Origin of the sequence: Mesorhizobium sp. LNJC405B00, assembly GCF_000502615.1 — a bacterium.
Classification (GTDB): Bacteria; Pseudomonadota; Alphaproteobacteria; order Rhizobiales; family Rhizobiaceae; genus Mesorhizobium.
Genome location: NZ_AYWC01000022.1, coordinates 74,936 through 80,935, shown reverse-complemented (window position 1 = coordinate 80,935; position 6,000 = coordinate 74,936). Strand labels below are relative to the sequence as shown.

Below are 6,000 nucleotides of genomic sequence, written 5' to 3'. Positions count from 1 at the left end.
ATATCGCTGGCGCGAACCACCACGAAAGCGCAAGTTTCAGTCCATGCCAAAGCTATCTTAGCGCCTATGCCCTCAAGGGGGGGGAGATCAGGCGCGCGCCTTCACCGTCAGCTCCGGCTTGCTGTTGATGGTCTGGAAGACCACGCAATAGCGTTCAGTCAGCTTGATGAGCGAATCGATGCGGTCCTGCGGCTCATCCGTGTCGAGGTTGAAATTCAGCCGGATGGCGCGAAAGCCCACGGGGGCGTCCTTGGCCACGCCCAGCGTGCCGCGAAAGTCGAGATCGCCTTCGGCCTCGACGGTGGCTGCGCCAAGCCTGAATTCCAGCGCCGTCGCCACTGCCTTCAGCGTCACGCCGGCGCACGCCACCAGCGCCTCCAAAAGCATATCGCCCGAACACAATTCGAGCCCGGAACCGCCGGTCGCCGGATGCAGGCCGGCGACCGCCAGCGCCCTGCCCGTCTCGACCTTGCAGGCAATCGACTGGTCGTCGATGGAGCCTTTGGCGCGAAGCGTGATCAGCGCTCGCGAGGAATCGTCGCGATAAGCCTCCTTGATCGGCGCCTGCATGGCTTTGAGTGCGGTGGCATCCATGTTGCATTCCTTTCAGGTCCTTCGCACTTTGATAGCACTGATATGCCGGCGAGACAGCGCCCCCCTCTGGCCCGGCCACCTCCCCACAGGGGGGAGATCTGCAGCTTCGCCGATGGCGCTTTCTACGCCGGCGATTAGCGAAGGCGGTCGCGACATCCAATCTCCACCCCTGTGGGGGAGATGTCCGGCAGGACAGAGGGGGGCTGAAGGAATGCTACCTCACGAAGAGTTACTTTGACTTCGACCGCCCCGGCCATACGTAAGCAGAGTCATTCCCGCGGAGACATCATGCCGTTCAAGCTGAAACTGATCTCGCTTACCCTGTTGGTGCTTGCAGCCTTCGCGCAGCCAGTCCTCGCCGAAACGCCCGAGCGCCCCGCCCCTGCCGGCGGCGTGCTGTCGCTGCTGCCGGCACCGCAGACGACCAGCCATTCAATCACCATTGCCGGGCGCAAGCTGGACTATCAGGCTAAGGCCGGCACGCTGTCGCTGCTATCCGGCAAGGGCGAGGTCACCGCGGAAATCTTCTATGTCGCCTATACGCTGCCGCCACTGGCGGGCGCGGAGAAGGCTCGCCCCATCACCTTCGTCTTCAATGGCGGCCCGGGCGCGGCATCCGCCTATCTGCATCTCGGCGCACTCGGCCCGCGTGTCGTCGCGACCGGCGCCGATGGCCAATTCCTGCCGCCGCCGCAAAAGCTGATCGACAATCCCGACAGTTGGCTCGACATGACCGACCTCGTCTTCGTCGATCCGGTCGGCACCGGCTACAGCCGCGAGGCCCCCGGCCAGGACACGAAAGATTTTTGGGGCGTCAGCCAGGACGCCAGTTCGATCGGCGCTTTCATCCGGCTCTATCTCGCCCAGAACGGCCGCACCGGATCGCCGCTCTTCCTCGCCGGCGAAAGCTATGGCGGGTTCCGCGCGGCACTTCTCGCCAGGACCCTGCAGGAAGATGTCGGCCTGAGCCCCAACGGCATCGTACTGATCTCGCCTGCACTGGAGTTAACGCTGGTGCTGCCCGACGAATTCCAGCCGCTGCATTGGGCGCTGGAACTGCCCTCGCTGGCGGCGGTGCGCCTGCGCAGCGAAGGCTTCAGCGGCGAAGCACTGCGCGAAAAGCTCGCCGAGGTCGAAAAGTATGCGCTGGGCGACTACCTCACGGCTCTGACCGGCGGGCTGGAACAGGGCGGGCGGCTGGCCAGCCAGCGCGTGGCCGAGATCACCGGCCTGCCGCTCGACCTCGTGCAGCGCAATTTCGCCCGCATCCCGACCGGCCTGTTCGCGCGCGAATTCCAGCGCGCCAGTGGCAAAGTGCTCAGCCCGTATGACGGCACCATCGCCACCAGCGACATCGCCCCGGAGAGCGCCCGCAGCGCCGGCCCGGATCCGGTGCTCGACCGCAGCGTGCCGGCGCTGACCTCGGCCTTTGTCGGTTATGCGCGCGACGAGCTGAATTTTCGCACCGATGTCAGCTACAGGTTGCTCAATGGCGATGTGACCCACGCCTGGGACTATGGCGGCTCGCGGCAAGGCTATGCCGGGGNGGCGTGGTGATCGTCAACGGCGACACCGATCTGGTCACTCCCTATCTGGCCTCACGCTATCTGGTGAGCCAGATCCCGACGCTGGGCGGGGCAAAACCCATCCGTCTCGACGTCATCGAAGGCGGCCACATGATGTATCTCAGGCCGGGCGGCCGGCGCGCCCTGAAGGAGGCCGCTTCGGAGCTCTACCAGGCAACACAGTGAACGGCGTGCCCACGCTGTCGGCCAGGCTGCGCCAACGCAAGCTTGCCACTGGCGTAGCGCCCCGCAGGCTTTCGCCCGTATAGCCTGCAATGGGAGCCTGATTGGGGCAGGCTTCTTCTTCGTCCTCTTGACAGCGCCGGACACGCCGCATGGCCGATATTGCCATTCTGGAAACCCGCGAAAGGGTGCTTGCCGGCATCCTGTTCACCGGCTGCGCCTATTTCCTGTTTTCGACCCAGGACGCAGCGATCAAGCTTCTGGTCGTCGGCATCAGCGTCTGGCAGATCATGTTCTTCCGCTCGATCGCTGTGCTTATCGGCTGTGCTGCAATCGGCGGACCGCGCGTCTTTGCCGACACAATGCGCTCGCCCATCGTGCGGCCGATGCTGGTGCGCAGCGCCTTCACGCTCGGCGCCTGGCTCTGCTACTACAACGCGGCCCGCTCCCTGCAGCTGGCCGAACTCACCACCATCTATTACGCCGCCCCGATCATCGTCACCGTGCTGTCGGTGGTGATGCTTGGCGAAAAGGTGCCGCTGTTGCGCTGGCTGGCGGTGTTCATCGGCTTCGTCGGCGTCTTCATCGCCTGTGATCCCACTCGTCTCGGCTTGTCCGTGCCGATGCTCTTGGTACTGGCGGCGGCAGTGCTGTGGGGCATTGCCGTGGTGCTGTTGCGCAAGACGGCGCTGGCCGAGCGCACGCTGATCCAGCTTGTGCTCAACAATTTCTACTTCCTGGTGTTTTCCGCGGTGCCGGCGCTGTTGGTCTGGCAGATGCCGGACTGGCGCCAGTTGCTGCTTTTGATCAGCGTCGGCGCGCTCGGCGGCGTGGCGCAATTTATGCTGTTCGAAGGCATGAAGCGGGCGCCGGTGTCGATCGTGGCGCCGTTCGAATACACCTCATTGGTCTGGGCCTTCGGGCTCGGCTTTGCGATCTGGGGCGACGTGCCGCGTCGCGAGGTGTTTCTGGGGGCGGCGTTGATCGTCGGCGCCGGCCTGCTGATCATCGGCAACGAGCATTTCCGCAAGCGGCTATGAGTACCCCCGTGCTGACAGCATGGTGGCAGGAGAAGACGGATAGGCTGCTGAGATGACGGAAGCGCTCGACGGCCCAGGCACCACAGATACCGCTGCCGAGCGTACGCTCGGCATTATGCTGGTGGCGGCCTCGGCGGCTTTCTTCGCCCTCACCGGCGTGCTGACCAAATCGATCCACGCCGACCCGCTGACCATCACTTGCTGGCGCGGCTTTGTCGGCGCGATCCTGATCACCTTCTATGTGCTGTGGCGCCGGCGCCGCTCCGGCGGGCGGGAAAGCTTGCGGCTTGGCTGGCGCGGCTGGTTGCTGGCCCTCGAGGGCGCCGCGGCCAGCATCGCCTTCATCTCGGCGTTCAAATTCACCTATGTCGCCAATGTCGCGGTCATCTACGCCACCGCGCCCTTCATCACCGCGCTGCTCGCCTTCGTGCTGGTGCGCGAGCCGTTCCGGGCGCAGACGCTTGCCGCCGCCGCCGTTTCGCTGTGCGGCGTGGCGATGATGGTCGGCTCCGGCTTCGGCAGCGGTCATCTGTTTGGCGATGGGCTCGCGCTGCTGATGACCGCCGGCAGCGCGCTCTACATGATCATGGTGCGCGCCTTCCGCGACACGCCGGTGGTGTGGGCGGGCGCAGTCTCGGCGCTTCTGCTGTTCGTGCTCGGCTGGTTCGTCACCGACCCCCTGGCGATTTCTGCTCGCGACGCCGTGCTGCTCGTCGCCTTCGGAGGATCGTTTGCGGCGGCGTCGATCCTGTGGACGGAAGGCTCGCGGCTGATCCCTGCGCCTGAGTCCGGCCTTCTCGGTGCCGCCGAAGTGCCGTTTGCGATCCTGTTCGCCTTCCTGTTCCTCGGCGAGATCGCGCCGGCCGCCAGCCTGATCGGCGGCGCCATAGTACTGTGCGCGGTTTTCGCCCATGCGGGGCGCGACTGGCTGGCCGCGAGAAAAAGTGCGGCAACCCAATAATTATTTTCCAAGTCATGGAACCATCATGCGGATCAGGCAGTTTTATGTGCGACGGGTCACCCCCCAAGTCCCCCCAAACCCCTCGACCCGTCCTCCTCAAAGCCGACCGTAAAGGTCGGCTTTTTCTTTGGACATCAGCCGGCAAAGCCGGGCAAGGCGAGGTTGTCGCTGAGCAGGATGGCAAGATCGCGCGCCGGCCGCTCGGCGCCCTGGCCGAGTTTTATCGCGAATTGCGCTGTCGGCACTGGCGGCAGGGCGAATTCGCGCGGTGCTTCGGCAATGCCTGAATGGGCAAAGCGGGCGGTGCGCAAGGTCAGCGCGATGCCGGCATTGACCGCCGTGCGCAAGCCGGCAAGGCTGGCGCTGCCGGCGGCAATGCGGTAGCGGCGGCCGGCAGCATCGAGGGCCGCGAGTGCTGCTTCGCGAAAGCCGCAATAGGGGTCGAGCAGCGCCAGCGGCAGTTCCTCTTCCCGCACGGCAAGGCCCTTTTGCGAACACAGCCACAGCATCGGTTCACTGAACAGCCCTACTTCGTCATTGGCCGGCGTCTTGCGCATGACAACGGCCAGATCGAGCTGCCCGGCCTGCAGCGCCTCGCCAAGCTCGGCCGAACGGCCGACGCGCAGTTCGACCCTGACGCGCGGATGGCTGGTCGCGAAGGCGCGCAGCAACTCCGGCAGGCCGCTATCGGCGAAATCCTGTGTCGTGCCGATGGCGACGCGACCAGCGGCACGCGCGCCCTTGAGCGCCAACCAGGCCTCGCTGTGCACGGCAAGAATGCGGCGGGCATGACCGACAAGATCCTCGCCGGCCGGCGTCAGCCCGCGCCCGCGCCCCTGCGCCACCAGCAGCGGTTCGCCGACGATCTCCTCCAGGCGCTGCATCTGCGCGGTCACCGCCGAGGGCGAGCGGCCGACAACAGAAGCAGCCTGAGCCAGCGAGCCGCCTTCGACAAAGGCAAGGAAGGTTTTGAGCAGATCGGGATCGAGAGCTTGCATACTTCGATAATACAGAACCTTATGTTCGAGACAATTCGATTTTTTTGACCCAAAGATGGTGGCATTGTCTCTCCAACGCCGCTCAAACGAAGGAGAGAAAAATGCCCATCATCAACATCAGCGTCACCGGTAAGCCCGACGCCAAGCTGTCCGCCACAATCGCCAAGGAAATCACCGGCCTGACCGCAACCCATCTGCGCAAGGACCCGACGATCACCGCCGTCGCTGTCACCTATATCGACCCGCAGCACTGGTTCGCCGGCGGCAAGTCGCTGGCCGAGCATGGCGCCAATACTTTCTGGCTCGACATCAAGGTGGTCGACGGCACCAACACCAAGCTGGAACTGGAGGCTTATCTGAAGGCGATCTTCGACACCTTTGGTAAGCTGCTCGGTGGCGTGCATGAGGAGAGCTATGCCTTCGTGCATGAAGTCCCGGCCGCGGCGTACGGTTATGGCGGCAAGTCGCAGGAGTTCCGGTTCATCAGCGGGCGGCTGAAGGCGGCTTGAGCGCGCGGCAGCCTGGCCTTCTGGGAGAAGGTGGCCTCGCGAAGCGGGGTCGGATGAGGGGTGTTGGTAGGATGGCAATCTTCAAGAACTAAGCGCTTGATAGGTCTTGATTTTCAACGTCTCACTCCGCTGGAACACCCCTCAACCGTC

At 64.6% G+C, this 6,000-nt stretch carries 7 protein-coding genes; 5 read left to right on the top strand and 2 right to left on the bottom strand.

The window, feature by feature from the left end:
• Positions 1–87: 87 nt before the first annotated feature.
• Positions 88–594: an OsmC family protein gene (locus X756_RS139180; protein WP_023731453.1), complete on the bottom strand. Its 507-nt coding sequence runs from the start codon at positions 592–594 to the stop codon at positions 88–90.
• Between the two features lie 288 nt (positions 595–882).
• Between X756_RS139180 and X756_RS01000000166075 the strand changes: the two genes are divergently transcribed.
• The 4 genes from X756_RS01000000166075 (at position 883) to X756_RS139190 (ending at position 4,343) form a co-directional block, all read left to right on the top strand.
• A complete protein-coding gene (locus X756_RS01000000166075; protein WP_245264584.1) occupies positions 883–2,151 on the top strand; it encodes an alpha/beta hydrolase in 1,269 nt (422 codons plus the stop codon).
• Positions 2,148–2,345 (top strand): hypothetical protein, encoded by a 198-nt coding sequence (locus tag X756_RS1000000170120; RefSeq protein ID WP_245264583.1) that lies wholly within the window; start codon positions 2,148–2,150, stop codon positions 2,343–2,345. The genes X756_RS01000000166075 and X756_RS1000000170120 overlap by 4 nt, the downstream gene beginning before the upstream one ends.
• Positions 2,346–2,494: 149 nt before the next feature.
• Positions 2,495–3,382 carry a DMT family transporter gene (locus X756_RS139185; RefSeq protein WP_023731452.1) on the top strand — a complete coding sequence of 296 codons (888 nt, stop codon included), beginning with the start codon at positions 2,495–2,497 and terminating at the stop codon, positions 3,380–3,382.
• Between the two features lie 52 nt (positions 3,383–3,434).
• Entirely contained in the window at positions 3,435–4,343 is a 909-nt protein-coding gene (locus X756_RS139190; protein WP_023689124.1) for a DMT family transporter, read from the top strand.
• Between the two features lie 134 nt (positions 4,344–4,477).
• Here X756_RS139190 and X756_RS139195 read toward each other — a convergent pair whose 3' ends face one another.
• Positions 4,478–5,341 (bottom strand): LysR substrate-binding domain-containing protein, encoded by an 864-nt coding sequence (locus X756_RS139195; protein WP_023731451.1) that lies wholly within the window; start codon positions 5,339–5,341, stop codon positions 4,478–4,480.
• 101 nt (positions 5,342–5,442) lie between these two features.
• Between X756_RS139195 and X756_RS139200 the strand changes: the two genes are divergently transcribed.
• Complete coding sequence (locus X756_RS139200) at positions 5,443–5,850, top strand: 4-oxalocrotonate tautomerase family protein (RefSeq protein ID WP_023731450.1); 408 nt, start codon at positions 5,443–5,445, stop codon at positions 5,848–5,850.
• The last annotated feature ends 150 nt before the right edge of the window (positions 5,851–6,000 follow it).